Source organism: Streptomyces fagopyri (genome assembly GCF_009498275.1).
Taxonomy (GTDB): Bacteria; Actinomycetota; Actinomycetes; order Streptomycetales; family Streptomycetaceae; genus Streptomyces; species Streptomyces fagopyri.
This window is the reverse complement of record NZ_CP045643.1, coordinates 2,456,083-2,482,878: the sequence shown is the minus strand read 5'-3', so window position 1 is coordinate 2,482,878 and position 26,796 is coordinate 2,456,083. Positions and strand designations below refer to the sequence as shown.

Below are 26,796 nucleotides of genomic sequence, written 5' to 3'. Positions count from 1 at the left end.
GGCTCTCATAGTGCCGCCCGGCGCCGACGGAGGGACACAGTCCGAACACACTCCGCAGGAAAGTTGCAACCCTCTGCAACCCTGGCGAACAGCCGTACGGGGTCAGAAACTTGAGCAACGCCGCCTGTGCGGCGTTCGTGCTCCCCGCCACGGGGCCAGAGAGCGGGGGTGGTGCCGTGTCGGCGCAGCACCACCCCCGCGCCACCGGTTCAGGAGACCGGACGGGCCCGCTCCACCACCGTGGCCAGATCCAGACTGTGCGGCAGGGTGCCGAACGCCGAGCCCCAGTCGCCGCCCAGGCGTGAGGCGCAGAACGCGTCGGCGACCTCCGGGGGCGCGTACCGCACGAGCAGCGAGCCCTGGAGCACCAGGGCGATGCGCTCCGCCAGCCGGCGGGCACGGGCCTCGATGCCGTCCAGATCGGCGAGTTCGGTCAGCAGGTTCTTGATCGCGCCGTCCAGCCGGTGGTCGGCGCCGCGGGCCAGGCCCACCTCCCGCAGGAACGCGTTCAGCGCCTGCGGCTCGCGCTGCAGCGCCCGCAGCAGGTCGAGGGCCTGTACGTTGCCCGCGCCCTCCCAGATGGAGTTGAGCGGCGACTCGCGCAGCAGCCTCGGCATGCCGGACTCCTCGACGTACCCGTTGCCGCCCAGGCACTCCAGCGCCTCCACCGCCACCGGCGTGCACCGCTTGGTCACCCAGTACTTGGCGGCAGGCACCGCGAGCCGCAGGAACGCCCGTTCCTCCTCGCCGCCGCCGTCGTCGTACGCGGCCGCGAGCCGCATCGCCAGCGTTGTGGCCGCCTCCGACTCCAGCGCCAGGTCCGCCAGCACGTTGCGCATCAGCGGCTTGTCGATCAGCTTCCCGCCGAAGGCCTCCCGGTGGGCGCTGTGGTGCACGGCCTGCGCGACGGCCTGCCGCATCAGCGACGCGGCGCCGAGCACACAGTCGAGCCGGGTCGCCGAGACCATCTCGATGATGGTGCGCACCCCGCGGCCCTCGTCGCCGACCCGGCGTGCCCAGGTCCCGTCGAACTCGATCTCGCCGGACGCGTTCGACCTGTTCCCGAGCTTGTCCTTGAGCCGCTGGATGCGGAACACGTTGCGGGTCCCGTCCGCCAGGACCCGCGGCACCAGGAAGCACGTCAGACCGCCGGGGGCCTGCGCCAGCACCAGGAAGCCGTCCGACATGGGTGCCGAGCAGAACCACTTGTGCCCGGTCAGCTCATACGTCCCGTCCTCGGCCAGCGGCCGGGCCTCCGTGGTGTTGGCGCGTACGTCGCTGCCGCCCTGCTTCTCCGTCATGCCCATCCCGAAGAGCACTCCGGCCTTCTGGGCGGCGGGCCGCAGCCCCTGGTCGTAGACGGTGGACGTCAGGCGCGGCTCCCACTCGGCGGCGAGCGCGGGGTCGGTGCGCAGTGCGGGCACCGCCGCGTGGGTCATCGACAGCGGGCAGCCGTGGCCCGCCTCGGCCTGCGTCCAGACGATGAAGCCGGCCGCCCGCCGCAGATGCCCGCCGGGGCGCGACCAGGCGGCCGTCAGCCCGGCCGACACCCCCTTGCCGAGGAGCCGGTGCCAGGAGGGATGGAACTCGACCTCGTCGACGCGGTTGCCGTAGCGGTCGTGGGTGCGCAGCTTCGGCGGGTTCTCGTTGGCGAGCACCCCCCACTCCTGCACCTGCGCGGAACCGGTCGTGCGGCCGAGCGTCGTCAGCTCGTCCCGCGCCTCGTCGAGAAGCCGTGGATCCAGGTGCCGCTCGACCGCCTCCACGAGGGCCCGGTCGGCGGCAAAGACGTCATATCCGACCAGGGGCGGAGCCTGGTTGGTCACGGTGTGGGTGCTGGCTGCCATACGGATACGGTAAGGATGTGCACCAGGCAAAAGAAACACCTGAACGGCCTCCCTCGGGCCGCTTCCACCGCGCTCGCGCGCTGTACAGGAACGTGTCGAAGCGCAGGACCGCCTGGCTGCTGCTCAAGGACACCGTCAACTCCTGCATGGAGTACCGGATCCTGGGGCTGGCGGCCGAGTCCGCCTTCTTCACGCTCCTGTCCGTGCCGCCCCTGCTGCTCAGCCTGATCGGGCTGCTCGGTTACGTGGACGACTGGACCGGCGCGCACTCGATCGCGAGCCTGGAGTCCAACATCCTGGAGGCGTCCCGCACGGTCCTGACCGACAAGGGTGTGCACCAGATCGCCGAGCCGATCCTCCACGACGTGATGAAGGGCGGCCGCCCCGACGTCATCTCCATCGGCTTCCTGTTCGCCCTGTGGTCGGGCTCGCGCGCGGTGAACGTCTTCGTCGACACCATCACCGTGATGTACGGCCTCGACGGCACCCGCGGGATCGTGAAGACCAGGATGATGTCGTTCCTGCTCTTCGTCGTGGCGCTGCTCATCGGCTCGATCGCCCTGCCGCTGATGGTCGCGGGTCCGGACGCGGTGGTGCAGATCGTGCCGTGGTCGGCGACGCTCGTGCAGGTGCTGTACTGGCCCGTCGTCATCGTGCTCTCGGTCGTCTTCCTCACCACGCTCTACCACGTCTCCGTGCCGGTGCGCTCGCCCTGGGTCGAGGACGTGCCGGGGGCCCTCGTCGCCCTCGCCATGTGGGTCCTCGGCAGCTTCCTGCTCCGGATCTACCTGACCAGCACGGTCGAGGGCCCGACGATCTACGGTTCGCTGGCCGCGCCCGTCGCCGTCCTCCTCTGGATCGGCGTGTCCGCGTTCGCGGTGCTGGTCGGCGCCGCGGTCAACGCGGCGATCGACCGGGTCTGGCCGGCCGCCGCCACGGCCGCGGCCCGCGCCGCGAACGAGCGGCTGCGCCACGAGCAGGCCGCCGAGTACGTGGCCCGCGCGGCCGCCTCCCTCGCCACCGACCCCGACCCCGACGACCCGGACATGCCCTCCGAGTTCCCCGAGCGCTGGTCGCGCTTCCTGCCCCCGGAGGACGTGACGTCCCGGCTCCGCGGCCATGTGAAGAGCACGCACCACCCGCACAGGAACCACGACGGCGAGGACGGCCCCCCGGCCGGGTGACGTCGCCCTCGGCCGACCGGCTTCGCCGGCCGCGCGGCTTCGCGCCGTCCGTCCGTCTTCGTCCTCGGCCGAGTGGCTTCGCCTCCGGCTGACCGGCTTTGTCCTCGGCCGAGTGGCTTCGCGCCGGCCGTCCGTCTTCGCCCCCGGCCGACAGGCTTCGCCTCCGGCCGACTGGCTTTTTCCTCGGCTGACCGGCTTTTTGCTCGGCCGAGCGGCTTCGCGCCGTCCGACTGGCTTCGCGCCGTCCGAACGGCTTCGCCCCTTGCCGGCCGGCCGGCCCTGCTCGCCGTGTCCGCCGGTGACCCACTGGCCTGCCTGCCCGCCGCCCCGCGGCCCGGGTTCTCGGCCCCGCTCCCCGCCGCCGCCGAGCCCGCGGCCCCGCTCCCCGCCGCGCCGCCGAGCCCGCTCCCCGGCCCGCCGACGCGGGCTCCCGGTGTCCTCAGGCCTTCCACACCCCGGCCGCCGCGGCCTCCCGGGCGAAGTCCGTGAAGTCGCGCGGCTCGCGGCCCAGGACCTGCCGCACACCGTCCGACAGATGGGCGTTGCGGCCGTCGAGGAGGCTCCCGAAGAGCCCGACGAGGAACTCGGCCTCCTCGGACGGCACCCCGAAACCGGCCAGAACGTCCCCGTACTCCCGAGCCGTCACCGGCACATAGGCCAGTTCACCGCCGGTCGCCCCGGCGATCTCCGCCACCGCGTCGCGGAAGGTCAGCAGCCGCGGCCCCGAGACCTCGAGATCCCGGCCCACGTACCGGCCGCCCGCCGTCAGCACGGCCACCACGACGTCCGCGATGTCCCGCACGTCGATGAACGGCTCGCGCACCTCGCCGGCCGGGAACACCAGCTCGCCGTGACGCAGCCCGTCCACCAGCGGGCCCTCGCTGAAGTTCTGCGCGAACCAGGCGGCCCGGACGACCGTCCAGTCCGCGCCCGACTTCCTGAGCGCCTCCTCGGCCGGGCGGGCCTGTTCCTCGCCCCGCGACGACAGCAGCACCAGCCGCCGCACGCCGAGCCCGACCGCCTCCCTCGCCAGGGCGCCGACCGCCCCGGCCGCGGCGGGCGAGCCGATGTCGGCGGGGTGGGCGAGATACGCCGCGTCGGCGCCGCGCAGGACGTCCGCCCACGTCGACCGGTCCGTCCAGTCGAAACCCCGGGCGCGGGAGACCGCCCGCACCCTGAACCCGGCCGCCCGCGCGGCCTCCGCCACCCGGCGGCCGGTGCGCCCCGAGGCCCCCGTCACCACCACCGTCATGTCCCGCACGCTCCTGATGTCCTGATCATGTGCCGTGTGGTCCGTCATGCCGCCAGTCAAGTGCCACCCGCGCCGGGGTCCCATCGCTGAAGGGCTCATTCCCATAAGAGGACGTCCACGACGGCCCGGCGGGGCCGTCTACGCTGACGCCATGGACGCACTCTCCGGCCTGCTGGAGGGCCCCCGGGCACGCGGCGCCTTCATGATCCGGGCGACCTTCGACCCGCCCTGGTGCGTGCGCGTCGAGGACCGCGCCCCCCTCACGGTCATGCTCGTGGTCCGCGGCCGGGCCTGGGTCACGCCCGGCGAGGGGGAACCGGTCCTGCTGCGCGCCGGCGACCTCGCCATCGCCCGCGGCCCGGACCCGTACACCTGCGCGGACGACCCCGGGACCGCGCCGCAGGCGGTGATCCTCCCTGGCGGGGAGTGCGCCTACCCCGACGGACGCTCGCTCCGGGGCCACTGGGACCTCGGTGTGCGCAGCTGGGGCGACCGCCCCGACGGTTCCACGGTGCTGCTGATCGGGACGTACATGATGCGGGGCGAGATCGGCGGCAGACTGCTCGACGCGCTGCCGCCGCTGCTCTCCCTCACCCAGGACGTGTGGCACTGCCCGCTCACGCCGATCCTCGCCGAGGAGATGGCGCGCGACGAGCCCGGCCAGGAGGTCGTTCTCGACCGGCTGCTCGACCTGCTGACGATCGCCGCGCTGCGCGCCTGGTTCTCCCGTCCGCAGGCGGCGGCCCCGGCCTGGTACCGGGCGCTCGCGGACCCCGTCGTCGGACGGGTGCTGCGCCTCCTCCAGGACGACCCGGCGCACCCCTGGACGGTGGCGGAGCTCGCCGTGAAGGCCGGGGTCTCGCGGGCCGCGCTGACCCGGCGCTTCGGTGAACTCGTGGGCGAGCCCCCGATGACGTACCTCACCGGCCGGCGCCTCGCCCTGGCCGCCGACCGGCTGCGCGACACGGACGACACCCTCGGATCGATCGCCCGCCGGGTCGGGTACGGCAGCGCGTTCGCCCTGTCCAGCGCCTTCAAACGGGTGTACGGGATCAGCCCGCAGGAGCACCGGACCCGGGCGGCGTAGCGTGGCGTCCGGGTGCGTGGAGCGTGCGTCCCGGTTGCCCGGCGCGGTCGTGTGGAGCCGCGCGGTCTCCACGCCCGCCGAGGCCGTACGGCCCGTGCTCCCGGACGGCTGCATGGACCTGCTGTGGACCGAGGGCCGGCTGCTGGTCGCCGGCCCCGACACCCGCGCGTACGTTCCCGGCGGCGCGCCCGCCGACTGGGCGGGGGTCCGTTTCTTCCCCGGCACGGCGCCGGCCCTCCTCGGCGTCCCCGCGGACGAACTCCGTGACCTGCGGGTGGACCTGGCCGATCTGTGGCCCGCCGCCGAGGTACGGCGCCTGGCCGCGCGGATCGACGCGGCGGCCGACCCCGTCACGGCGCTCGAAGAGGTCGCACTGGACCGGGCGGCGGGCACCGGGCCCCCCGATCCGCTGCCGCGGGAGATCGTGGCCGCCCTCGGGGCCGGGCGGCCGGCGGCGGTCACGGCCGTCCGACTGGGCCTGAGCACACGTCAGTTGCATCGTCGCTGCCTGGCGGCCTTCGGCTACGGACCCAGAACGCTGACCCGGATTTTGAGGCTGCAACGGGCCCTCGCCCTCGCACGGGACGGCGTCCCCTTCGCGGAGGTCGCCGGCCGGTCCGGCTTCGCCGACCAGCCCCATCTGGCCCGGGACGTCAAGGAGTTCGCGGGCATGCCGCTGGGCGAACTGCTCGCCCGCTCCTGAGATCCCCCGACCCGAGGGGCCGCCGCCGGGTGCCGGGCTACTTCCCGGGCAGGTGCGCGAACAGGTCCACGCCGTTGCCGTCCGGGTCGTGCACGACCGCGTACCGCATGCCCCAGACGGCGTCCCACGGCTTGAGTTCGCCGTGGTGTCCGGCGCCCACCAGATCCTCGTACAGGGAGTCCACCTCCGCCGGACTGTCGCAACGGAAGGCGAGCGACGCCCGGCCGCCTCCGGCCGCTCCCGGCCGCCACCCCGGGTGGAACGACCGGATCGTCTCCTCGGTGTCGATCGCCAGCCGGAGACCGCCGGGCAGCCCGGCCTCGACATGCGGCTGGTCCTCGGCCCCCTCGGGGAAGACGAGACCGAGACGGCGGTAGAAGGCGAGCGTGGCGGCCATGTCGGAGGCGACCAGGCCGATCACATCGAATCGTGGAGTCATGAGGTCACGGTAGGCGGCCGGCCGGGGAGAGGTCTTGAACGAATCGGACGTCCGGGAACGCCGGGCGGCGGCGGAATAGGGTCACCACCATGGCCAACCGCGTGCTCGTCCACACCCGCACCACCGCCTACCGGCACGACTCCATACCGGCCGCCGTGGCCGCCGTACGCTCCCTCGGCGACACACACGGGTTCGATGTCGTCGCCACCGAGGACCCCGGCCGCTTCGAGGGGTCCCTCGACGCGTACGCCGCCGTGGTCTTCCTCTCCACCAGCGGCGACGTGCTGACACCGGAGGGCCGGATCCGGCTCGCGGCGTACGTCGAGGACGGCGGCGGCTTCGTCGGTGTGCACGCGGCCGCCTGCACCGAGTACGACTGGCCGTACTACGGCGAACTGCTCGGCGCGCGCTTCGACCGGCACCCCGACCTCCAGCCGGGCCGCGCCCTCGTCGCGGACCGCACGCATCCGGCGACCCGACACCTCCCGCCGGTCTGGGAGTTCACCGACGAGTGGTACGACTTCCGCCCCGGGCCGGACAGTTCGGCACGCGTGCTCGTGCGCGCCGACGAATCCTCCTACGAGGGAGGCGGCATGGGCGACGACCACCCGCTGGTGTGGTGCCGCGAGCAGGGCGCGGGCCGCTCCTTCTACACCGCGCTCGGCCACACCGCGCAGGCCTACGAGGACCCGGACTTCCGTGCGCACCTGCTCGGCGGCATCACCTGGGCCGCCCGCGGCCCGGCCGCTTCGGGCCACTGAGGTCCCGTCGTCCGGCCGCCCGCGCACGCTTCGGATGCCCTCCCCGTGTGCGCCGTTGCTGCGCACCCAGGCCGAGGTGAGCCGGCTCAGCAGCCCCCTGCTCGGCGGGCCCTCCTTCGGCATCGTCGTCGACGGCGACCTGGTCCCCCGCGATCCGCTGGAGGGCGCCGCACCCGGCGTCGACCTGCTCCTCGGCTGGACCAGTGAGGAGTACCGGCTGTGGCTGGTCCCCGGCGGCCTGCTGGAACGCGTCGACCGCCTCGGTCCGGTCGCCGTCGCCGGTGCCATGGCCCGCTGCCGCTGCGGCCACGAGGTGCCGCGCGGCTACCGCGCGATCCATCCGGCGGCGAGCACCGGCGAGCTGGTCGGCCAGATGGTCACCGACCACCTGCTGAGGGTCCCGCTGCACCGGCTCGCGGACGCCCGCCGCGGGAGGACTCCCTCACCGGACCGCGCCGTGCCGTGCCGTGCGGATGTCACCGGCCTGAGGCCAGCGACTCCCTGATCCCCGTGATCGCCGCGGGGCCCACCCGGCAGCAGCCGCCGATCAGCCGGGCCCCGCCCCGCCGCCAGCCGACCACCTGTCCGGCGCCGAACGTCGAGCGCCCGCTCCACGCACGGGCCCGCGCGTCCCACACCTCACCGCTGTTCGGATAGACCACCACCGGCTTGCCGGTCACCCGCGCCGCGATCCCGACCGCGGCGTCCACGTCCTCGGGCGCGCAGCAGTTCACACCGACCGCGATGACCTCGTCCGCATCGGCGGCCAGGGCGAAGGCCTCCTCCAGGGGCTGCCCGGCCCGGGTGCGGTCACCGGCGACGCTGTACGACAGCCACGCCGGCACACCGAGCCCCCGCACCGCCCGCAGCAGCGCCCGCGCCTCGTCGGTGTCCGGCACGGTCTCCAGGGCCAGCACGTCGGGCGCGGCGGCGGCCAGCACCTCCAGGCGCGGGCGGTGGAAGCGCTCCAGTTCGGCCACGCTCAGCCCGTACCGGCCCCGGTACTCCGAACCGTCCGCGAGCATCGCCCCGTACGGGCCGGCCGACGCCGCCACCCACAGGGGCCGCGTGACGCCCCCGGCCCGCGCGCGACGGGCCGCCTCGCGCGCCGATCCGACGCTGAGGCGCAGCAGCCCGGCCGCCCGGCCGTACGGGATGCCGCGTCTCGCGAAGCCCTCGAAGGTGGCCTGGTAACTGGAGGTGATGGCCACGTCCGCGCCCGCCTCGAAGTAGGCGAGATGCGCCTCGGTGATCGCCTCGGGCCGTTCGGCGAGCAGCCGCGCCGACCACAGCTCGTCGCTCAGATCGTGTCCGGCGGCCTCCAGCTGGTTGGACATCCCGCCGTCCAGGACGACCGTTCCCGACGCGAGGGCGTCGGCGAGTGCGCGGGGTCGGTCACCGGGGGAGGCGTCAGTGCTCATGTCACGACGCTAGTCGACAAGGGGAACGGCGCCCGCCCGTGTCCGGTGCGCGAACGCACTCCTCACGACCTGCGACGACCTGCGACGACCTGCGACGACCTGCGACGACCTGCGACGACCTGCGACGGCATGCGACGGCATGCGACGAAGTGCGGTGGCATGTGACGAAAGGCGACGGCGTGAGCCGCGGTGTGCGACGCACCCGGAACCGACCCGCCCCCGCGCCTCCCCGCCGCCACCGGCCGGCCCCCGCCCCGGCGTCCGGCTCCCGCTTCGTGCCCCGCCGGCCCCGTTGACCTCGCCGTACCGCACCTCTACCTTTTCGGCGTTCCCACGGCACAGAGAGGAAGTCCGCCGATGCCGCCCCTTCCCCTTTCACCGCCGTCGTTCCGCGCACTCCCCGAGGACCGCGCCCTCAGCCCCTACACCGGCCTCACCCGCGCCCACTGGGAGGCGGCCGCCGACTCCCTGCTCGCGGCGGTCGCCCCGTACGCCACCGCGGACGGCGCGCTCTACCATCTGCCCGCGGACCGCACGAGCTGGTCCGGCAGGCTCTCCGACGGGCTGGAGGGATACGCCCGCACGCTGCTCCTGGCGGCCTTCCGCGGCGACGAGAAGGTGCTGGAACGCTACGCGGACGGCCTCGCCGCCGGCACGGACGGTGTCTGGCCCCGGGTCCGGGACCGCGGCCAGCCCCTCGTCGAGGCCGCGTCCGTCGCCCTGGCCCTGCGGCTGACCCGTCCCCTGTTGTGGGACCGGCTCGACGACGCCGTACGGCAGCGCGCGGCGGGGTGGCTCGGCGACGCGCTGACCGCCGAACCCTGGCCCTGCAACTGGGAGTTGTTCCCGGTGACGGTGGGCGGCTTCCTGGCCGAGATCGGTCATGAGCCGGAGGCCTCGCGGGCCGCGGTCGACCGCGGCCTGGACCGGATCGAGCAGTGGTACCTCGGCGACGGCTGGTACAGCGACGGTCCCGGCCGCGCCTTCGACTACTACAACGGCTGGGCGATGCACCTGTATCCGGTGCTGCACGCCCGGCTGGCCGGCGACGAGCGGCTGCTCGGCCTGTACGGCGGCCGGCTCGCACGTCATCTGGAGGACTACGCACGGCTGTTCGGCGCCGACGGTGCCCCCGTGCACCAGGGCCGCTCCCTGACCTACCGGTTCGCGACCGCCGCGCCGCTGTGGCTGGGCGCCCTGACGGGGCGTACTCCGCTGGCCCCGGGACAGACCCGTCGCCTCGCGTCCGGTGCCCTGCGCCACTTCCTCGACCGCGGCGCGGTCGACGACCGGGGGCTGCTCACCCTCGGCTGGCACGGCCCCGACGAGTCGGTCCTCCAGGGCTATTCGGGTCCGGCGTCCCCGTACTGGGCGAGCAAGGGGTTCCTCGGCCTGCTCCTCCCGTCCGACCACGAGGTGTGGACGGCACACGAGGAGCCCGGCCCGACGGACCGCGCCGACGCGGTGACAGCCGTGGGTCCGCCCAACTGGCTGCTCCAGACGACCGCTTCGGACGGCCTGGTCCGCCTCCACAACCACGGCAGCGAGGACGTCCGCTGGGACCCGTACTACACGCGGCTCGCCTACTCGACGGTGACGCGCCCCTCGGCGCCGGCCCGCGACGCCGACTCGACCGCCGACGGCGTTCCGGCCGGCGACGACGCCCCGGCCCATGACAGCGCCCCGACCGGCGACGACGCCCCGACCGGCAACGACGCCCCGACCCGCGACAGCGCCTCGGCCGGCCACAGCGCGTCCTGCGACAACAGTGTGATCGTCGGCGGTGACCCGAGCCGTACGCGGATCGAACCACTGGGCGTGGGGGACGGCTGGGCGGCGTCCCGGCACTCGAACGGGGACGGCGTCCGGGTCACGAGCCTCGTCCTCGCACATGGCGCGGTCGAGGTGCGGGCGCACCTGGTGGCGGGAGCGGCTCCCGGAACGCCGGTGCGCGTGACGGGCTGGCCGCACGGTCCCGCGGCGCGGTCCGAACTCCATTCCCTGCACGGCCTGTCGGAGGGGGCCGGCGTGGCAGGAGCGGACGCGACCCTCTTCGTCGCCCTCGCCCGGCTCACCGCCGAACCGGAGCCCCGCCCCCTCGCCGAGCTGGTGTCGGTGACGGTGTCGGTGACGGTGGAAGGGGCGCACGACGTCCGGGTGAGCTGGGCGTCCGGTCCGTCGGCGCGGTTCCGCTTCAGCGCCGTGGACGGGGGCTCCACGGTGCCGTCGTGGGCGGTGGAGCCCCTGTGACCGCCCGTTCGCGCCGGCGGACACGGTTCGGTCGGCGCCGAAGGGTCGTGCCGCTAGCGTGGGGAACATGAACGCCGACCAGAGGCATCCGTCCCGTCCGCCGGACCCTCGCACCGGGGACCCGGCGCACCCCGCCGCGGCGGTCCGGCGCACCGCCTCCCGGCCGACCCCCTTCGCCGCACTCCACGGCACCGGTTCCCCGCTGCTCCTGCCCAACGCCTGGGACCACGCCTCGGCGGCCCTCCTCGCGGGCGGGGGCTTCGCGGCGATCGGGACGACGAGTCTCGGTGTGGCCGCCTCCGCCGGGCTGCCGGACGGTGCCGGGGCGACCCGGGAACTGACGGTGCGCCTGGCCCGGCAGCTCGCCGCCGGCCCGTACCTGGTGTCCGTGGACGCGGAGGACGGCTTCGCCCAGGACCCCGACGAGGTGGCCGCGCTGGCGCGCGAACTGGCCGCCGCGGGCGCTGCCGGTGTCAACCTGGAGGACGGGCTCGGTCCCGCCGAGGCGCACGCGGCGAAGATCGCGGCGGTCAAGGCCGCGGTACCGGACCTCTTCGTCAACGCCCGCACCGACACCCACTGGCTCGGCGACGGTACGGACGATCGGGACACGCTCCACCGGCTCGACCTCTACCAACAGGCGGGCGCCGACTGTGTGTTCGTCCCGGGCCTGACCGATCCCACCCGGATCTCCGCCCTCGTGAAGAGCCTCGACGTGCCGCTCAACATCCTCTACTCGCCCTCCGGGCCACCCGTCGCGCACCTCGCCGACCTCGGTGTGCGCAGGGTCAGTCTCGGTTCGTTCCTCTACCGGCGGGCGCTGGGCGCGGTCCTGGACGCGGTGGGGGACATCCGCGCCGGCCGGCCCGCCGGGGGCACGGCACCGGCGTACGACGCGGTGCAGGCGCTCAGTCGGAGATCCTCCCGACCGACAGGCCCCGGGTACCCTCGGCGGCCCCGGTGAACAGGGCCGTGAGCCGGTCCGCGAACGTGACCGGATGCTCGATGACGCCGAGGTGACCGCCGGGGAACTCGGCGAAGTCGCCACCGCTGAGGTCGGCGAGCAAGGCAGTCGTGCGGTAGGGGAGTTGGCCCCGTGAGTCGTGGCCGGCGCCGAGGGTGAGCCGGGCGGAGAGGCTCTTCAGCGCCGGCAGGTCCGGGGTGTGGGTGGTGAAGGGCCGCAGCACGTGGGTGAGGAAGACGCCCATCGGGGTGTCCGGGTCCACCTCCGGCACCGAGGCGGGCGGTCCGTCCCACGTCCCGCCCACGAGTCCGGCCTGGAGGCGGGCCATCGCGGCACCGAGGCCCCGCGCGCGGCCGATCTCGTCCACCTCGTCGATCATCGCCCGCTGCCGCGCGGCGTCGGGCAGCACGGCCAGGCTGGGCGGCTCGTGCGCGACCACGTGCCGCAGCCGCCGCGGATGGCGGGCCAGCAGGTCCAGGGCGACGATGCCGCCGGAGCTGCTGCCGAAGACGTACGCGCTCTCGTCGTCGGGGAGCAGCGAGTCGAGGAGGCGGTGGGCGCCGTCGCTCCAGGCCTCGACGCGCTGTTCGCCGACCGGGCCGTCGAGGGGGCCGAGGGACAGCCCGAGCGGGTCGGACGTCACCACGGTGAACCGTTCGGCGAGGCGTGCGGTGGCGCCCTCCAGCCCCATGGGGTGACCGGCCCCACCCGGAAGGATCAGCAGCACGGGTCCGCTGCCGCGTACGTCGTGATGGGATCGGCGATCAGGCATGGAAGTCGTCCTCCGTGGCCGGTGCGTGGGTGCCGTGTGCGGGCTGTCGGGTGCCCGCTCCGACGGGGTCCGCACGTCCCGGGGTGCGAACGGTGCCTGCCACGGCACCCGTGCCCGCGCACACCGCGGGCGGTCCGCACGCGCGGCGGAGTCGGACGGCGGGCGTGGCGACCGCCCGAGCCCGAACTCACCGACACCGTAAGGCTGTCGAGCGGTGCTCCGCACGGCTTTTTCGCCGCGGCGAGAGCGGGCGGGCGGGTCGCGGCCGGCCGGGTACCGGCCGACGACCGACTCCGTGGAGGATCCGGGTTTCGCCAAATATGCACAGCCGTGTGGGGAGTGGGAGGCTGGTGTGGTGGTGGAACAGTTGCCCGAGGGGCTTGTCACGCCGGTTCTGGTCGTCGACGCGGACGTGCTGGACCGGAACATCGCACGGATGGCCCAGGCGGCCAGGACCGGTGGGTTCGCCCTCCGGCCGCACGCCAAGAGTCACAAGTGCGCGGAGATCGCGGGCCGTCAACTGCGGGCAGGGGCAAGCGGTCTGTCGGTGGCGACCCTGAGTGAGGCGGAGGTCCTCGCGGCGGCCGGTGTCGACGACCTCTTCGTCGCGTGTCCGCTCTGGCTCGACGCGGGCAGGGCGCGGCGGCTGCACCGGCTGGCCGACAAGGTCGCGTTGCGGGTCGGGGCGGACTCGGTGCAGGCGGTGCGGCGGCTCGCGGACGCGGTGCGGGGCAGCGACCGCCGGGTGGAGGTGCTCGTGGAGGTGGACTGCGGGGCCCGCCGTACGGGGGTGCGGGCCGCCGACGCGGGCCGGGTGGCCGAGGCCGGCGCCGACGCCGGTCTGCGTGTGGTGGGTGCGTTCACCTTCCCCGCGCACGGGTACGACCATGATCCCGGGGCCCGCGAACGGGCGGCCCGCGACGAGGAACAGGCGCTCGCGGAGGCCGCGGAGTCCCTGCGGGAGCGGGGCCTCGACGCCCAGGTCCTCAGCGGCGGCTCCACCCCGACGGCCGGCCGTCACCGGGCCGGCCCGGTCGGTGAACTCCGCCCCGGTGTCTATGTGTTCAACGACGCGCAGCAACTGGCCATCGGCACCTGCACGGCCGACGACCTGGCCCTGTGCGTCGCCACGACCGTCATCAGCAGACCGGCCCGGGACCGTTTCGTCCTGGACGCGGGCAGCAAGGTCCTCGGTGCCGACCGCTCGCCGTGGGTGACGGGGCACGGCCACCTGCCGCGGTACCCGGACGCCACGGTCACCGCCCTCTGGGAGCACCACGCGATGGTCCGCCTCCCCGAGGGCGCCCCCGCCCCCGCCCTCGGCTCGGTCCTCGCACTCGTCCCCAACCACGTCTGCACCCCGGTGAACCTCGCGGACGAACTGCTGATCGCCCGCGGCGGAGTGGAACTGGACCGGTGGCGGGTGGCCGCGCGCGGGGCCAACACCTGAAGTCCGGCCGCCGGTCCCCGGACGCTCCCGCGGTCGGCCGGGCCCGTCCGTCGGCCGCCCCGTCCGTCGGTCTGTCCGCCCGTCGGTCAGTCCGCCGCGGCCGCCTGAGTCCTCGCGCGCCCGTCGACCGCACGCCCGGCCGGCTCCTCGGGCGGCCCGCGATCCCCTCGGCGGGGGCTCCGGGGCCGCCGTTCGCGGGGACCCGCTGAGGCCGGCTCCGTCCGGGGATGTGGAGCCCCTGTCCGACCGTCCCGGCGCGACCCGGCAGGGGTCAGCCATCCGTCTCCGTGAGGTGGAAGGTGAACTCCGAGGGAACGGCGCGCAGTTGGTAGCGCGGTAGTACACCGGGGCCGCAGGACTGGGAGCCGATGCCGTGCTGGCCGTGGTCGAGGTTGACCCACACCGTGTCGCCCGCCGACAGGTCCGTCAGGTGACCGGCGGCGTCGAGCTGCTCCGACGTCCAGCGGCGCGCCGTGAACCAGAACTCCGGCTCACCGTCGACCCGCAGTCCGCCGATCTCCGCCCAGCGGACGTCGGCGCGGGCGCCGTTCTCCTGCGGACGGACGTACGGCGTCTGGAGCTCGTCGACCGTCGACTCCCAACGGGCGACGCGCGAAGCCGACTTGGTGTCCGGATAGCCCTCTCCGGGGCCGCCGCCGAACCACCTCACCCGGTCGGCCGTGCCCGCGAGCCCCAGCCGGACCCCGAGCCGGGGCAGCGGCAGCGTCCAGTCGCCCTCCGGAGCCACGGACACGGTCAGCCGCAGCCGGGTCCCGTCCGACGTCCACCGGTACACCGTGCGCAGGGCCGACTCCGCCGCCGCGGGCGCCACCCGGGTCCGTACCGTCAGCGCGTCGTCGTCCCGCTCCACCGCCTCCAGGCGGTGCCGCATCCGGTGCAGGCCCAGCTTCCGCCAGAGCGGGCCGAGGCGTGGATCCGTCTGCCAGGCGGCACCGTCGTCGTTGTCGGTCGGCGCCCGCCACACGTCCAGACGCAGACCGGTGACCGCGACCCCGCCGACCGAACGCAGGGCACCCGTACGGGCGTCGAACGCGGCGGGACCCAGAGTGATCAGGTCGTCGCCGTGAACCGGTCGCTCACCGGCGGTCATGGTGATCGGTGCGCGCGCGGCGACCGGGATCTGGGTCCAGGCCACCTCGTGGCCCTTCGGCGCCCACGCCGTGTCCGCGGCCAGCAGCGCCCGTACCGTCCACCCCGTCTCGGCGCCCCCGGTGCCGCCGACGGGCCGCTCGGGCAGTTTCACCACGGCCGACTCGTCCGGCGCCAGGGCGGGTACCGCGAGCGAGCCCGCCCCGACGGTCTCGCCGTCGACCTGGAACGACCACACGAAGGCCAGCGCGGAGAGGTCCGCGAAGTCGTGGGCGTTGGTGACCCGTACCGTCCCGTCGGTGCCGTGGCCGTCGATGCGGACCGGCTCGACCACCTTCTTGTACTCGGCCAGGCCGGGCGAGGGCGTCCGGTCCGGGAAGAGCAGCCCGTCGCAGACGAAGTTCCCGTCGTGCAGCTCCTCGCCGAAGTCACCGCCGTACGCGAACCCGTACCGCTGGTCCTGGACGCCGTGGTCGATCCACTCCCAGACGAAGCCGCCCTGGAGGCGGTCGTGGGCGGTGAACAGGTCCTGGTAGTCGGCCATCCCGCCGGGGCCGTTGCCCATCGCGTGCCCGTACTCGCAGAGCAGGAAGGGAAGTTCACGCCGTCTGCGCGGGCCGCCGTCCAGGCCCCGGCCGATCCGCTCGACCTCGTCGTGGGCGGTGTACATCCGTGAATACACGTCGGTGTCACGGCAGTCGTGGTCGCCCTCGTAGTGGATGGGCCGCGAGGGGTCCCGGTCGCGGATCCACTTCGCCATCGCGGTGAGTCCGCGCCCGGTACCGGCCTCGTTGCCGAGCGACCAGACGACGACGCAGGGGTGGTTCTTGTCCCGCTCGACCATGCGGGCCGCGCGGTCGAGCAGGGCCGGGGTCCAGCGGTCGTCGTCGGCCGGGTTGCCGCGCCAGCCCTGCGCGACGAAGCCGTGGGTCTCCAGGTCGCACTCGTCGATCACCCACAGGCCCAACTCGTCGCACAGGTCGAGGAAGGCGGGGTGCGGCGGGTAGTGCGAGGTGCGGACGGCGTTGACGTTGTGCCGCTTCATGAGCAGCACGTCCGCGCGCATGGTCTCCGGGTCCAGGGCCCGGCCCCGCTCCGGATGCCATTCGTGCCGGTTGACGCCCTTGAAGAGGACCGCCCTGCCGTTGACCCTGATCAGGCCGTCCTCCAGGGCCACCGTGCGGAAGCCGATCCGCAGGGTGACGCGCTCGCCGGCGGTCGCCAGCACCCCGTCGTACAACCGTGGTGTCTCGGCGGTCCACGGCTCGACCGGTACCGTCGCGGACTCGCCCGTCGCGGCGTCGATGCCGAGGGCGGGCACGGTGACCCGTCCGTCCACGTCGGAGTCGACGCGCAGCGTCCCGGCGCCCGTGGCGTGGTCGTACGAGGCGTGCACGAAGAAGTCGAGCACTCCGTCCGCCGGACGGTGCAGCAGGGTGACGTCACGGAAGATGCCGGGCAGCCACCACTGGTCCTGGTCCTCCAGGTACGAGCCCGCCGACCACTGGTGGACGCGGACGGCCAGCACGTTGCCCGTGGGTTTCAGGAGATGGCCCACCGCGAGTTCGTGGGGCAGCCGCGAGCCCTTGAACTCCCCGACGTCGGTGCCGTTCAGCCAGACCCGGGCGCAGGACTCGACCCCGTCGAAGCGCAGCACGGCCCCGCCGTCGGCGGGCCACCCGGGCGGCAGGTCGAAGGTGCGCAGATGGTCACCGGTCGGGTTCTCGGTCGGCACACGCGGCGGGTCGACCGGGAACGGGTAGCGGTGGTTGGTGTAGATCGGCGCGCCGTGTCCCTGGAGCACCCAGTGACCGGGCACGGACACCCGGGCCCAGTCGCCGGCGTCGTGGCCCGGCGCCGCGAAGGAGTCGTCCTGCGCGTCGGCGGTGGGGGACAGCCGGAAGCACCAACTGCCGTTCAAAGAAAGAGACATGGCGTCCGAGGACGTGTACCGGGCACGCGGCGGGAGTGTTTCGCCGCCGGGTGAGAGGTCCTCGACGTAGTCGACGGCGGACGGAGGATTCACGGGGCCTTGGACGGCCGGGAGCCTGGGCGGGGTGCGCGAGGACATGACTCTCCTGGTTCAGCCCCGGACGCCGGTCCGCGCGGGCTCCCGCACCGGTCGGTGCCGAGGAGCGGACGCACACGGACACCAGGGGCGCGACGAGTGGGACGGTGCGGCGGGAGCCTCCTTTCGGGCGTCATGACAGCGGTGCGGTACGGCCTTCCACAGGGGTGGAACCCACGGTGACCGGCCGCACGGTGACCGGCTCGGCGGGGAGGGGCTCGGCGGGGACGGAACGGCGCCCGGCGGTCGCGCCGTTCACGGGTCTGAGCCCCGCCGCGTCGAGGGCGCCTTCCAGGGCGAAGGTGGCGGCGCCCAGGCAGACCGGGTCGCCGGGAACGGGGGAGAGGACGATCTCGGTGGCGGCCAGCGGCCGTTGCAGCGCGTGCCGGGCGACGGCGTCGCGTACGTCGCGCAGCAGCGGTTCGCCGAGCGCGGCGGCGACCCAGCTGCTGAGCACCACGACCTCCGGGTTCAGCAGGTTGACGAGGGCCGCGATGCCCGCGCCGAGGTAGCGGGCGGTGTCCCGGACGACCTCGACGGCCACCGGATCGCCGGCGGCCGCGCCGCGCGCGAGCGCCTCGATCGTGGCGGTCTGGTCCCCGGGGCGCAGCAGCGGACTGTCCGGGCCGGACTCCCGCAGATTGAGCATGATGCCGGGCGCTCCGACGTACGTCTCCACGCAGCCGTGGTTGCCGCAGTGGCAGGGCCGTCCGTTCAGGACCAGTGTCGTATGGCCCCACTCGCCCGCGCTGTTGCTGACCCCGCGGTGCAGCCCGCCGCCGAGCGCGAGTCCCGCGCCGACCCCGGTGCCGAGATTGACCACGACCGCGTCCCCGCGTCCCCGTGCCGCGCCGAACCACAACTCGGCGACCGTGCAGGCGCGCAGGGGGTTGTCGAGGTGGATCGGGTGGGGGAGGCGCTCGGCGAGCAGGTCGAGCAGCGGTACGTCGTGCCAGTCCCAGTTCGGGGCGTACTCGGCGATCCCGGTGTCACGGTCGACCTGACCCGGCACGCTCACCCCGACGCCGAGGACGCGCGCGGCCCCGCCGCCGGCCCGGGCCACCACCGCTTCCACGGCGGAGGCGACCCGCTCGACGACCTGCTCCGGGCGGCTCTCGCCGGGCCGCATGTCCTCGGCGGCGCGGGCGAGGACGTTCAGCGCGAGGTCGAACAGCTCCACCCGGACGTAGGTCTCCGCGATGTCGACGCCGATCAGCGCGCCCCCCGACGCGTCGACCGCCAGCAGACCCCGCGGGCGGCCCCCCGCGGAGTCCTCGAACCCGACCTCGGTCAGCATCCCGAGGTCGAGCAACTCACCGACGAGCGTGGCGACCGTGGCCAGACTGAGGCCGGTGGCCGTCGCCAACTCCTGGCGGGAGACGGGGGACTTGGCGATGATCTGGCGCAGTACCTCGTAGCGGTTCGCGGTGCGGATGTCGCGTGACGTGCGCTTCAGGGGTCGTGCCACCTCGGTCCTCCGAACCACGAGCGGACTCCCGGACGGCTCGTCGCCGATCCGTGACGCGCGGTGCGGACCGGAGCCCCGGACGGAGTGCGTGGGCCCCGGCGCGGCGCAAGGCTACGGCCGGGCCGGGACGTTCGGCAAGGGGTTAGGAAAGGGGGTGGAGGAAGTCCGACACGAAGGCGTTGGCGAACTTGCCCGCCGGGTCCGTCGTACGGGCGAGCTCCCGGAAGTCGTCCAGTCGCGGATAGCGCCCGCGCAGCGCGTCCGGCGGCACGGTGAACACCTTGCCCCAGTGCGGCCGCGGATCGAACGGCTCCAGAACCGCCTCGACCCGCCCCACCACCGGCAGCACGGCCTCGGTGTCGTCGACCCAGGTGAAGTGCAGGGCCACGGTGTCCCGTCCGTGGGCGGGGCTCAGCCACTGCCGGTCGGCGGCGACCGTCCGCACCTCGCAGATCTGCAGCAGCGGAGCGACACTCCCGCGGATCGCGCCGAGCGCGCGCAGCGCGTCCGCCGCGTACGGGCGTGGCAGCAGGTACTCGGACTGCAGCTCGGACCCGCTGCTGGGGGTGAACTCCGCCCGGAAGTGCGGCAGTCGCTCGTGCCACGGGCCCGGGACACCGAACTGCCGGGTGCAGTTCCCGGCGGGCATCCCCGGGACCGGGTGCATGGCCTCGGTGGCGGGCGTGCCCCACGGGAAGTCCGCCTGCGGCTGGTCGGTGCGCCGTTTGAGCCACGCCTGCCTGAAGCCCGGCCGTCCCCAGTCGGTGAACAGACTCACGCTGTACGCGGCCGCCGCCACCGTCTCGAAGTCCGGCCCGTCCTCGGGGAGTTCGGTGAACACGTACTGGCTCACCTCGAAGTCCGGCTCCAGGTCGAGGGTGAGCGCGGTGACGACACCGAGCGCGCCGAGAGAGGTCACCGCCCCGTCGAAGCCGGCGTCCTCGCGGCCGATCGTCCGGGTCGAACCGTCGGCCGTGATCAGCTCCACCTCGCGGACCGCGGAGGCGAGCGAACCGTTGCGGACGCCGGAGCCGTGCGTGCCGGTCGCCACGGACCCCGCGACGGAGATGTGCGGCAGCGACGCCATGTTGTGGAGGGCGAGCCCGTGCTCGTGGACCCGGCGTGCCAGCTCCGCGTACCGGACGCCGCCCGCGACCCGGACCGTACGGGCCGTCGTGTCGACGTCCACGACCGGGGGCAGCGCGGACAGGGAGAGCAGGACGCCGTCCCGGCCGGGGTCGGCGATCTCGTTGAAGGAGTGCCCGCTGCCCAGCACCCGCACCCGGGCGCTCTTCGCGACCAGGGCGGCGAGCGCGTCGAGCGACCGTGGCCGGTGCAGTTCCTCGGCGGTGTACGTGATGTTGCCGGCCCAGTTGGTCAGGGGCTTGGTCATCCCTGTCGTCCCTCCCCGGGAAGTCGCGGTCGGTGGCCCTGCGGTGCGCGGTGGCCACGGCTGAAAACTACCTGGTCGCCCCGGGCGTCCCAGCGGCCCGTCCATTGACCCTCTCACGCGGCGGCGCCTAACGTAGAGAACGCTTTCTCCCGAGGTCACCGAGCCGGAAGGCCGACTCCTTGTCCGAGCGTCCCGTCGCGATGTTCGCCATGACCGCGGAGAACGTGCCGCGGATCTTCCCGCCCGGGGTACTGGCCCGGCTGCGGGACCTGGTCGACATCGATCCCGCCCTGGTCGCCGAGGACTTCACCCGGCCCGCCGTCCGTGAGGCGCTGGCCCGGACCGAGATCCTGATCAGCGGCTGGGGCTGCCCGCCGCTGGACGCTGCCGTGCTGGAGGCGGCGCCGAAGCTGCGTGCGGTGCTGCACGCCGCGGGCTCCGTGAAGGGTTTCGTGACGCCCGCGGTGTGGGAGCGGGGGCTCGTCGTGTCGTCGGCCGCAGGGGCCAACGCGCTGCCCGTCGCCGAGTACACGCTCGCCATGATCCTGCTCGCGGGCAAGGACGTCCTCACGCACCGGGACCGTCTGCGCGCCGAACGGGCCTTCCCGCACCAGGGCGTCCTTTTGGGCATCGGCAACTTCGGACGCCGGGTCGGTGTCATCGGGGCCTCGCGCACCGGGCGTCGTCTCATCGAACTGCTGCGGCCCTTCGATCTGCGGGTGGGTCTGGCCGACCCGTACGTGGACGAGGCCGGCGCCGCCGCGCTCGGGGTCACGCTGCTGCCGCTCGACGCCCTGCTCGGCGGCAGCGACGTCGTCAGCGTGCACGCACCGCAGACCGCCGAGACACGGCATCTGATCGGACGCCGCGAGCTCGCCCTGATGCCCGACGGATCGGTGCTCGTCAACACCGCGCGCGGCTCGCTCGTCGACCACGACGCGCTCGTCGAAGAGCTGCGGCCGGGGCGGCTCGGGGCGATTCTCGACGTGACCGAGCCCGAGCCGCTCCCGGCGCACTCCCCGCTGTACGACCTGCCGAACGCCTTCGTCACCCCGCACCTCGCGGGCTCCCAGGGCAACGAACTCGCCCGGCTCGGCCTGGTGGTCGTCGGGGAGGCCGAGCGACTCGCCGCGGGCCGGGTGCCGGAGTTCCCCGTGGACGAACGGGAGCTCGGCCGGATGGCGTGACGGGACGCGGGGCAGCGGCGGGATGTTCCCGGCGGCCGCCGGAAGCGCTTCACAGGACGGCGACGGATTTCGTCGAAAATGACACCTTGATCGACCTATTCAGTCGACAGCTGGTCTCGCGTCTGCGCTATCGGTAGCATCCGGCTCATGGCCCGTGATCCGCTCCCCGAGACCGACCTCACCCGTCACCGCCGTCTGCGCGAGCAGGGTTCCCTGGACAGGGACGACCTCGACGCCATCCTGGACGCGGGATTCGTCTGCCATCTGGGAGTGGTCGTCGAGGACCGGCCGTTGGTCGTGCCGACGGTCTACGGACGGGACGAGGAGTCGCTGTACGTGCACGGGTCGGTCGCCGGCCGGAGCCTGGCGGCGGAGTCGCCGGTCTGCGTGACCGTCACGCACGTCGACGGGCTCGTCCTGGCGCGGTCCGTGTTCGAGCACGGGGTGAACTACCGGAGCGCCATGATCCACGGCGTCCCGCGGAAGGTGACCGACCCGGCGGAGAAGACGGAAGGGCTGCGCCGCCTCACCGAGCACGCCACGCCGGGCCAGTGGGCCTACGCCCGCCGCCCCAGCCGCAGGGAACTGGCCGCGACCACCCTCCTTGCGCTCTCCCTCGAAGAGGCCTCCGTGAAGATCCGTACGGGCGCCCCGGACGACGGGGACGGCCCGGACGCGGCGCTCGGACTCTGGGCCGGGACGCTGCCGCTCACCGCGGTCTGGGGCGCACCCGACCCCGACCCCCTGCTGCAGCCCGGGCTGGCCCCGCCCGCGCACATCGCGCGACGCGAGGGGACCCGGCACGGCTGACGCACAGGCAGGGGCATACCGTGAGGAGTCGAGCCACGGGGCTCGGCACGAGCCGGGAGCGAGGAGAACGGGATGGACGGCAGCCGCACCGCGCTGGTCGAGGATCTGATGGAGCGCTTCCCGCACGTACCACGGGAAGCGGTCTTCAAGGAGGACCTGCTCCGCGGCGGTGTGGCCTTCGATGCCTCGGCGCTGAGCGACACCACCAACGAGGCGACGGGTGACGTCAAGCCGAAGTCGTACTTCATCTTCTCCTTCGACCACGGCACCCTGCCCGAGCTGGGCGAGGCGGCCCTGAGGCGCCCCCCGGAGGAGATCATCCTCACCGGCGGCCCGTACGACCTGCGGCGGACGGTCGTGTCCGTGCGCGTCAACCTCGCCTCGCCGTACCGGGTGGCCGCCGACGAGGACGGCGTGCTCGGGCTCTACCTCGACGGGAAGCGGATCTCCGACGTCGGCGTGCCGCCGATGCCCGAGTACTACCGGCACACCCTCTCCAGCGGGAAGTCCGTGATGGAGGTGGCTCCCACCATCCAGTGGGGCTACCTGATCTACCTCACCGTCTTCCGCGTCTGCCAGTACTTCGGCGCCAAGGAGGAGTGCCAGTACTGCGACATCAACCACAACTGGCGCCAGCACAAGGCGGCCGGACGGCCGTACACCGGCGTGAAGGACGTGGACGAGGTCCTGGAGGCGCTGGAGATCATCGACCGGTACGACACCGCCAAGGCGTCCACCGCGTACACCCTCACCGGCGGCGCCATCACCTCGAAGGTCGCGGGCCGTGACGAGGCCGACTTCTACGGGCACTACGCCAAGGCCATCGAGGAGCGCTTCCCGGGGCGTTGGATCGGCAAGGTCGTCGCGCAGGCGCTGCCCCGCGACGACGTACAGCGGTTCAAGGACTACGGGGTGCAGATCTACCACCCCAACTACGAGGTGTGGGACCGCCGTCTCTTCGAGCTCTACTGCCCCGGCAAAGAGCGCTACGTCGGCCGCGACGAGTGGCACCGGCGGATCCTCGACTCGGCGGAGATCTTCGGCGCGCGCAACGTCATCCCCAACTTCGTGGCGGGCGTGGAGATGGCCGAACCGTTCGGCTTCACCACGGTCGACGAGGCCATCGCCTCGACCACCGAGGGACTGCGCTTCTTCATGTCGCACGGCATCACACCCCGCTTCACCACCTGGTGCCCGGAGCCGACGACCCCGCTCGGCAAGGCCAACCCGCAAGGTGCGCCGCTGGAGTACCACATCCGCCTCCTGGAGGCGTACCGCTCCACGATGGACGACTTCGGGCTCTCCTCCCCGCCCGGATACGGCCCGCCCGGCCCCGGCAACGCGGTCTTCTCGGTCAGCTCCTTCATGGACAGCCTCCCGGCGCTGGAACCCGCGGTGGCGGACGTGAGCGGGCCGCCGGCTTCGTGACCGCCGGCTGACCGAGACGTCCGGGCCTCCCTTCCGTACTCCTACGGAAGGGAGGCCTTCCGTCGTGGCGGGAGAGGCGCCACGAGAGGCGCCGCAACCGCTTGCCCCATCAATGAATGCCTCGCTTGTCAGTTGTGTGGGAACCGTGAAAGGCTCGGGCCCCGTCGTTGAGATGGTTACCAACTCTCCAGTACGGAAGATGAGTTGGAATTTGCGTTCTTTGACGTAGCACATGGAAGCAGTTGATGCAGGAGCCCCCCATGCCCGACCTGCCGACCCCCCAGGACGCCGCCGAGGCCGCACTGCTCTCGGAGTGCTGGGACGCGGTCCTGTCGTACGCCGATCTGTGCACGTCGGGTTCGGCCGCGGCCACGCAACTGGCGACCGAGGCCTTCACGCACGGCATCACCGAACTGCGCGCCGCCACCGCGGCGTCGAAGACCACCGGCACCGGGCGCAGGGCGCTCAGGCTGCCCCGCATCCCCCTGATGCTGACCTCGGTCCGGGTCGCGGCCGCCGCCTGGGAGGCGGGCGGTCTGGGCCACCGGCTCGACCCCGACCTGCGTCTGTGGCTCAACTCCGAGAAGGCCGGGCGCTACACCGGGCCGCCGCTGCACCGCCCCATCGCGCTGCGCGGCCTTCAGGACATGCAGGAGCCGGACGCGGCTCTGCTCTGGCTGGCCGAGGTCGAGTCGCTGCCGCTGCCCGCCGTGGCCCGGCGGCTCGGCCTGGACCCGGCGGCCGTCACCACCGAACTCACCCAGGTGCGGGCGCTGTTCCGGGACCGTTGCCATCGCAATCACCTCGACACGCCGATGGACGCCGACTGCCGCAGCTACGCACGGCTCCTCGACGCGGTCACCCGCTCGTCCGGCGCCGAGACCCCCGGAGACCTCTCGCGGCACCTCGCGCGCTGCGTGCGGTGCGCGGAGGCGGCCGCCTGTCTGCGGCTGCACGAAGGGGGACTGCCCGCGGCGATCTCCGGCGGCGTGATCGGCTGGGGCGGCCTCGCGTATCTGGAACGGCGCCGCCGTGCCGCGGAGGCGGGGCTGACCGGCGGCCGGACGGACGCGGCCGTGGACACCGGCCTGGCCGAGGGCAGGCCGGTCCGGCCCCGGATCGGCCGGACCGGGATCCTGGTGGCGGCCCTCGTCGTGTCGGCACTGGCACTCGCGGTCTCCTTGATGCCCTTCGGCGGCTCCCACGACGGTGGTGCGCCCGCGAGCGACGCGCCGGGCGAGCGACAGCCGGTGGCGGAGCCCGTGCCACCCTCGCCGGCGGCCGTGTCCGATCCGCCCGCCACCGCCACCGCGGCTTCGACGACCCGGCCGGAGGTCGGTTCCGATCCCGAGGCCCAGGGAGAGTCGTCCGAGCCCGCGAACAAGTCGGACCCACCGGCGGACGTCACCAAGAGCGCGCCGGCGTCCTGCGAGGTGAAGTACGAGATCGTCAACGAGTGGCCCGACGGCTTCCAGGCCACCGTCACCGTCACCTCGGCACGGGCCCTCAGCGGCTGGCGGCTCGGCTGGACCTTCGACGACGGCCAGCGCGTCGGCCAGATGTGGGACGCCGCCTTCGCCCAGCACGGCGCCGGGGTCACCGCCACCGCCGCCGACTACAACAAGTCCGTCGCCGCGAAGGGCACCGTCGCCTTCGGCTTCCTCGGTTCGTGGAGCGGCACCAACTCGGCCCCGCGCGACTTCACTCTGAACGACGACAGGTGCGACGACGGCAGTTGAGTCCGTGGTGGGTGGGGGCAAAGGGGTTGGCCGGGGAGGGCGGAAGGGCTCGCCCCGGCCGCGTGGGCGGGTGCGCCGGCCCGGTCCCCCGAGGGAGCGGAAAACCGGTGGCGCCGAATACGGGCCCTCTATATGGTGAAGATCGCTTCACGCGGTGGCCGTCGGCCGCCGTCACCGGCTGAGCGTTGAAGGAGGTGTGACCGATGGCTGTCACTGAGATGGGCGTTGCCCGCATCCAGAAGTTCATCAAGTCCACTTCCGTGGCCGCCGGCTGACCTTCCACCTTCTTCGCGCCACAGTGCGCGCGCCGGGGCCACCCTTGTGAAGGGTTTCCCTTGACTTCCTCCGTTTTTCCTGCGGCACACGCTCTCCAGTCGTACGGCTGGGACGACGCCTGGGCGGATGAGTTCGCCCCGTACGTGGCCGAAGGGCTGCTGGCCGGCCGGGTCGTCCGCGTCGACCGCGGTCAGTGCGACGTGGTCACCGCCGACGGTGTCCTGCGCGCGGACACCGCGTTCGTGACCCCGCACGATCCGCTGCGGGTCGTGTGCACCGGCGACTGGGTCGCCGTCGAACCCGCGGGCACCCCGCGCTACGTCCGCACGTATCTGCCGCGCCGCACCGCCTTCGTGCGCTCCACCTCCTCCAAGCGGTCCGAAGGACAGATCCTGGCGGCCAACGTCGACTTCGCCGTCGTCGCCGTGTCGCTCGCCGTGGAACTCGAACTCGGCCGTATCGAACGCTTCCTCGCGCTGGCCTGGGAGTCCGGCGCGCAACCGGTCGTCGTCCTCACCAAGGCCGACCTGGTGCCGGACCCCGTCACACTCGGTCACCTCGTACAGGACGTGGAGACCACCGCGCCGGGGGTCGCCGTACTCCCGGTGAGCGCCGCCACCGGGGACGGGCTCGACGTGCTGGCCGCCGTCCTGTCCGGAGGCACGACCGTGCTCCTCGGACAGTCCGGCGCGGGCAAGTCGACCCTCGCCAACGCGCTGATCGGCGAGGACGTGATGGATGTGCGGGCCGCGCGTGACGTGGACGGCAAGGGCCGCCACACCACGACCACCCGCAACCTCCTCGCCCTCCCCGGCGGCGGCGTCCTCATCGACACGCCCGGACTGCGCGGCGTCGGCCTCTGGGACGCCGAGTCCGGGGTCGGGCAGGTCTTCTCGGAGATCGAGGAATTCGCCGCGGGCTGTCGTTTCCACGACTGCGCGCACGTCGCGGAGCCCGGCTGCGCCGTGCTCACCGCCGTCGAGTCCGGTGCCCTGCCCGAACGGCGCCTCGACAGCTACCGCAAGCTCCTGCGAGAGAACCAGCGCATCGTCGCGAAGACCGACGCGCGGCTGCGGGCGGAGATCCGCCGGGACTGGAAGCGGAAGGGGGCGGAGGGGAAGGCGGCCATGGAGGCCAAACGGGGACGTTGACACTGGGTCTGGGCAGGGGGTGGGGGGCCGGCCCCC

At 73.6% G+C, this 26,796-nt stretch carries 20 protein-coding genes and 1 pseudogene; 13 read left to right on the top strand and 8 right to left on the bottom strand.

Going from position 1 to position 26,796, the window contains the following annotated elements; translation table 11 throughout:
* Positions 1-209: 209 nt before the first annotated feature.
* A complete protein-coding gene (locus GFH48_RS10560; protein WP_153288010.1) occupies positions 210-1,847 on the bottom strand; it encodes an acyl-CoA dehydrogenase family protein in 1,638 nt (545 codons plus the stop codon).
* Between the two features lie 17 nt (positions 1,848-1,864).
* On the opposite strand from GFH48_RS10560, the gene GFH48_RS10555 reads away from it, so the two are divergent.
* Positions 1,865-3,031, top strand: a complete 1,167-nt coding sequence (locus GFH48_RS10555; protein WP_153288009.1) for a YihY/virulence factor BrkB family protein — start codon at positions 1,865-1,867, stop codon at positions 3,029-3,031.
* Between the two features lie 439 nt (positions 3,032-3,470).
* On the opposite strand, the gene GFH48_RS10550 is transcribed toward GFH48_RS10555, so the two are convergent.
* Positions 3,471-4,331, bottom strand: a complete 861-nt coding sequence (locus GFH48_RS10550) for an NAD(P)H-binding protein (protein WP_228120508.1) — start codon at positions 4,329-4,331, stop codon at positions 3,471-3,473.
* A 103-nt stretch (positions 4,332-4,434) separates the two neighbouring features.
* On the opposite strand from GFH48_RS10550, the gene GFH48_RS10545 reads away from it, so the two are divergent.
* Both GFH48_RS10545 and GFH48_RS10540 read left to right on the top strand, forming a co-directional pair.
* A complete protein-coding gene (locus GFH48_RS10545) occupies positions 4,435-5,370 on the top strand; it encodes an AraC family transcriptional regulator (RefSeq protein ID WP_153288008.1) in 936 nt (311 codons plus the stop codon).
* 16 nt (positions 5,371-5,386) lie between these two features.
* Complete coding sequence (locus GFH48_RS10540) at positions 5,387-6,073, top strand: helix-turn-helix domain-containing protein (protein ID WP_228120507.1); 687 nt, start codon at positions 5,387-5,389, stop codon at positions 6,071-6,073.
* 37 nt (positions 6,074-6,110) lie between these two features.
* Here GFH48_RS10540 and GFH48_RS10535 read toward each other — a convergent pair whose 3' ends face one another.
* On the bottom strand, positions 6,111-6,512 hold the full coding sequence (locus GFH48_RS10535) for a VOC family protein (RefSeq protein WP_153288006.1): 402 nt from the start codon (positions 6,510-6,512) through the stop codon (positions 6,111-6,113).
* Positions 6,513-6,601: 89 nt separating this feature from the next.
* On the opposite strand from GFH48_RS10535, the gene GFH48_RS10530 reads away from it, so the two are divergent.
* On the top strand, positions 6,602-7,273 hold the full coding sequence (locus GFH48_RS10530; RefSeq protein WP_153288005.1) for a ThuA domain-containing protein: 672 nt from the start codon (positions 6,602-6,604) through the stop codon (positions 7,271-7,273).
* Positions 7,274-7,328: 55 nt separating this feature from the next.
* A pseudogene (locus GFH48_RS10525) lies at positions 7,329-7,706 on the top strand (carboxylesterase/lipase family protein); the annotation flags it as partial.
* A 43-nt stretch (positions 7,707-7,749) separates the two neighbouring features.
* Here the strand turns inward: GFH48_RS10525 and mmuM are convergent.
* The gene (gene mmuM / locus GFH48_RS10520; RefSeq protein ID WP_153288004.1) at positions 7,750-8,694 is read right to left on the bottom strand and encodes a homocysteine S-methyltransferase; all 945 of its coding nucleotides are present in this window, start codon (positions 8,692-8,694) and stop codon (positions 7,750-7,752) included.
* Between the two features lie 357 nt (positions 8,695-9,051).
* Here mmuM and GFH48_RS10515 point away from each other — a divergent pair, with 357 nt between their 5' ends.
* Together GFH48_RS10515 and GFH48_RS10510 are read left to right on the top strand one after the other, a co-directional pair.
* Complete coding sequence (locus GFH48_RS10515; RefSeq protein ID WP_153288003.1) at positions 9,052-10,944, top strand: DUF2264 domain-containing protein; 1,893 nt, start codon at positions 9,052-9,054, stop codon at positions 10,942-10,944.
* 67 nt (positions 10,945-11,011) lie between these two features.
* Positions 11,012-11,908, top strand: coding sequence for an isocitrate lyase/PEP mutase family protein (locus GFH48_RS10510; protein WP_153288002.1), 897 nt, complete (start codon positions 11,012-11,014; stop codon positions 11,906-11,908).
* On the opposite strand, the gene GFH48_RS10505 is transcribed toward GFH48_RS10510, so the two are convergent.
* Positions 11,853-12,680: an alpha/beta fold hydrolase gene (locus GFH48_RS10505; protein ID WP_153288001.1), complete on the bottom strand. Its 828-nt coding sequence runs from the start codon at positions 12,678-12,680 to the stop codon at positions 11,853-11,855. The two genes, GFH48_RS10510 and GFH48_RS10505, sit on opposite strands and share 56 nt — an antisense overlap.
* Positions 12,681-13,035: 355 nt before the next feature.
* On the opposite strand from GFH48_RS10505, the gene GFH48_RS10500 reads away from it, so the two are divergent.
* The gene (locus tag GFH48_RS10500; RefSeq protein ID WP_153288000.1) at positions 13,036-14,130 is read left to right on the top strand and encodes an alanine racemase; all 1,095 of its coding nucleotides are present in this window, start codon (positions 13,036-13,038) and stop codon (positions 14,128-14,130) included.
* A gap of 271 nt (positions 14,131-14,401) precedes the next feature.
* Here GFH48_RS10500 and GFH48_RS10495 read toward each other — a convergent pair whose 3' ends face one another.
* From GFH48_RS10495 to GFH48_RS10485, 3 genes are all read right to left on the bottom strand, one after another.
* Positions 14,402-17,311: a glycoside hydrolase family 2 TIM barrel-domain containing protein gene (locus GFH48_RS10495; RefSeq protein WP_194280548.1), complete on the bottom strand. Its 2,910-nt coding sequence runs from the start codon at positions 17,309-17,311 to the stop codon at positions 14,402-14,404.
* A gap of 130 nt (positions 17,312-17,441) precedes the next feature.
* Positions 17,442-18,764, bottom strand: a complete 1,323-nt coding sequence (locus GFH48_RS10490; RefSeq protein ID WP_153292847.1) for an ROK family transcriptional regulator — start codon at positions 18,762-18,764, stop codon at positions 17,442-17,444.
* Positions 18,765-18,918: 154 nt separating this feature from the next.
* Positions 18,919-20,169, bottom strand: a complete 1,251-nt coding sequence (locus GFH48_RS10485) for an FAD-binding protein (RefSeq protein WP_153287999.1) — start codon at positions 20,167-20,169, stop codon at positions 18,919-18,921.
* Between the two features lie 179 nt (positions 20,170-20,348).
* Here GFH48_RS10485 and GFH48_RS10480 point away from each other — a divergent pair, with 179 nt between their 5' ends.
* From GFH48_RS10480 to rsgA, 5 genes are all read left to right on the top strand, one after another.
* Positions 20,349-21,356 (top strand): hydroxyacid dehydrogenase, encoded by a 1,008-nt coding sequence (locus GFH48_RS10480; protein ID WP_153287998.1) that lies wholly within the window; start codon positions 20,349-20,351, stop codon positions 21,354-21,356.
* Positions 21,357-21,503: 147 nt separating this feature from the next.
* A complete protein-coding gene (locus GFH48_RS10475) occupies positions 21,504-22,166 on the top strand; it encodes a pyridoxamine 5'-phosphate oxidase family protein (protein WP_153287997.1) in 663 nt (220 codons plus the stop codon).
* Positions 22,167-22,238: 72 nt separating this feature from the next.
* Positions 22,239-23,594, top strand: coding sequence for a radical SAM protein (locus GFH48_RS10470; RefSeq protein ID WP_153287996.1), 1,356 nt, complete (start codon positions 22,239-22,241; stop codon positions 23,592-23,594).
* 260 nt (positions 23,595-23,854) lie between these two features.
* Positions 23,855-25,333 carry a cellulose-binding domain-containing protein gene (locus GFH48_RS10465; protein WP_153287995.1) on the top strand — a complete coding sequence of 493 codons (1,479 nt, stop codon included), beginning with the start codon at positions 23,855-23,857 and terminating at the stop codon, positions 25,331-25,333.
* Between the two features lie 335 nt (positions 25,334-25,668).
* Positions 25,669-26,760 carry a ribosome small subunit-dependent GTPase A gene (gene rsgA / locus GFH48_RS10460; RefSeq protein WP_153287994.1) on the top strand — a complete coding sequence of 364 codons (1,092 nt, stop codon included), beginning with the start codon at positions 25,669-25,671 and terminating at the stop codon, positions 26,758-26,760.
* Positions 26,761-26,796: the final 36 nt, after the last annotated feature.

Bases quoted from the DNA above. Each gene is read 5' to 3' on its own strand.
- GFH48_RS10550 (WP_228120508.1), bottom strand. From the start codon at position 4,331: ATGACGGACCACACGGCACATGATCAGGACATCAGGAGCGTGCGGGAC.
- GFH48_RS10560 (WP_153288010.1), bottom strand. From the start codon at position 1,847: ATGGCAGCCAGCACCCACACCGTGACCAACCAGGCTCCGCCCCTGGTC.
- GFH48_RS10495 (WP_194280548.1), bottom strand. From the start codon at position 17,311: ATGTCCTCGCGCACCCCGCCCAGGCTCCCGGCCGTCCAAGGCCCCGTG.
- GFH48_RS10470 (WP_153287996.1), top strand. From the start codon at position 22,239: ATGGACGGCAGCCGCACCGCGCTGGTCGAGGATCTGATGGAGCGCTTC.
- GFH48_RS10465 (WP_153287995.1), top strand. From the start codon at position 23,855: ATGCCCGACCTGCCGACCCCCCAGGACGCCGCCGAGGCCGCACTGCTC.
- GFH48_RS10485 (WP_153287999.1), bottom strand. From the start codon at position 20,169: ATGACCAAGCCCCTGACCAACTGGGCCGGCAACATCACGTACACCGCC.
- GFH48_RS10515 (WP_153288003.1), top strand. From the start codon at position 9,052: ATGCCGCCCCTTCCCCTTTCACCGCCGTCGTTCCGCGCACTCCCCGAG.
- mmuM (WP_153288004.1), bottom strand. From the start codon at position 8,694: ATGAGCACTGACGCCTCCCCCGGTGACCGACCCCGCGCACTCGCCGAC.
- GFH48_RS10510 (WP_153288002.1), top strand. From the start codon at position 11,012: ATGAACGCCGACCAGAGGCATCCGTCCCGTCCGCCGGACCCTCGCACC.
- GFH48_RS10530 (WP_153288005.1), top strand. From the start codon at position 6,602: ATGGCCAACCGCGTGCTCGTCCACACCCGCACCACCGCCTACCGGCAC.
- GFH48_RS10545 (WP_153288008.1), top strand. From the start codon at position 4,435: ATGGACGCACTCTCCGGCCTGCTGGAGGGCCCCCGGGCACGCGGCGCC.
- GFH48_RS10535 (WP_153288006.1), bottom strand. From the start codon at position 6,512: ATGACTCCACGATTCGATGTGATCGGCCTGGTCGCCTCCGACATGGCC.
- GFH48_RS10475 (WP_153287997.1), top strand. From the start codon at position 21,504: ATGGCCCGTGATCCGCTCCCCGAGACCGACCTCACCCGTCACCGCCGT.
- GFH48_RS10505 (WP_153288001.1), bottom strand. From the start codon at position 12,680: ATGCCTGATCGCCGATCCCATCACGACGTACGCGGCAGCGGACCCGTG.